The sequence below is a fragment of the Tropicimonas aquimaris genome (assembly GCF_042676185.1).
Taxonomy (GTDB): domain Bacteria; phylum Pseudomonadota; class Alphaproteobacteria; order Rhodobacterales; family Rhodobacteraceae; genus Tropicimonas; species Tropicimonas aquimaris.
Window position 1 is genome coordinate 1 of sequence record NZ_JBHTJT010000018.1, and the last position, 1,313, is coordinate 1,313.

Genomic DNA, 1,313 nt, shown 5'->3' on the forward strand with positions numbered 1-1,313 from the left:
GCTCGAAGCCAGGGGGCACCGTGTCTTTGGCCTCGACAGCGACATTTTCGAGCGCTGCACCTTCCCCCCCGGCGGCTCGGTCCCATCGGTGCCGACCCTGCGCAAGGACATTCGGGACGTGACGCCGGAGGACTTCATCGGCATCGACGCGGTTCTGCACCTTGCCGCGCTCTCGAACGATCCGCTCGGCAATTTCCGCCCCGAGGCCACCTACGACATCAACCATGCTGGCACCATGCGGGTGGCCGAGGCGGCCCGCGCAGCCGGTGTCCGTCGGTTTGTCTTCTCCTCCTCTTGCAGCAACTACGGCGCGGCTGGCGACGACATGCTGGACGAGACAGCGGCGTTCAATCCGGTAACGCCCTATGGCGTTTCGAAAGTTCGATCCGAGCAGGATCTGGCAAAGCTGGCCGACGACCGGTTCTGCCCCACCTTCCTGCGCAGTGCCACCGCTTACGGCGTCTCGCCACGGCTTCGGTTCGACCTGGTTCTGAACAACCTGGTGGCCCATGCCGTGACCGCCGGCGAGATCTTCATGAAGTCCGACGGCACGCCCTGGAGGCCGATCGTCCATATCGAGGACATCGCACGGGCGTTCTGCGCAACGCTGGAGGCGGACGAGGACGACATCCGCAATGAGGCCTTCAACGTCGGCGTGACCGCGCACAATTACCGCATATCCGAACTGGCCGAGATCGTCGCCGATGTGGTCCCCAATGCCCGGATCGCCTATGCGGAGGATGCTGGCCCGGATTTGCGGTGCTATCGCGTCTCTTGCGACAAGATCCGCCAGGCGATGCCGTGGTTCGAACCTCAGTGGGATGCCGTCAAGGGCGCCGAAGAGGTCTATACCGCCTGCCTTGCGGCCGGGCTGACGCGGGAGGATTTCGAAGGCGTGCCCTATCAGAGGATCGCGCACCTCCGGAAACTGACCACGGAAGGCATCATCGGCGAAGACCTTCGCCACACCGCACCTGAGGCCGCAGCGACCGAGCGATTTGCCGAGCGCGCGGCCGAGACGGCATGCGTGTCCTGCGGGAACAATGGGCTGGTGCCTGTGGTGGACCTCGGGCTGATGCCGCGATCGGACGGGCTTCTCGATGCCTCGGGCGTCGGCCGCCAGGTCGGAATGCATCCGCTGCGGGCCGCCTTCTGCCCCGAATGCGCGCTGTTGCAGCTCCTGGAGACGCTGCCGCCGCAAGAGATGTTCGGCTCGGACTACCTCTATTTCTCTTCCTATTCAGAGGATTTGCTGAAGCACTCCCGCGATCACGCGCTCGAGCTGATTTCCCGGCATGGACTTGGCGGTGACG

The 1,313-nt window shown here is 64.7% G+C and carries 1 protein-coding gene; it reads left to right on the forward strand.

Annotated features, from left to right (window positions below; genetic code table 11):
• Nucleotides 1–1,313: NAD-dependent epimerase/dehydratase family protein (locus ACFQ2S_RS11830; RefSeq protein ID WP_386074687.1), on the forward strand; the 1,313-nt coding region annotated here is incomplete at both ends.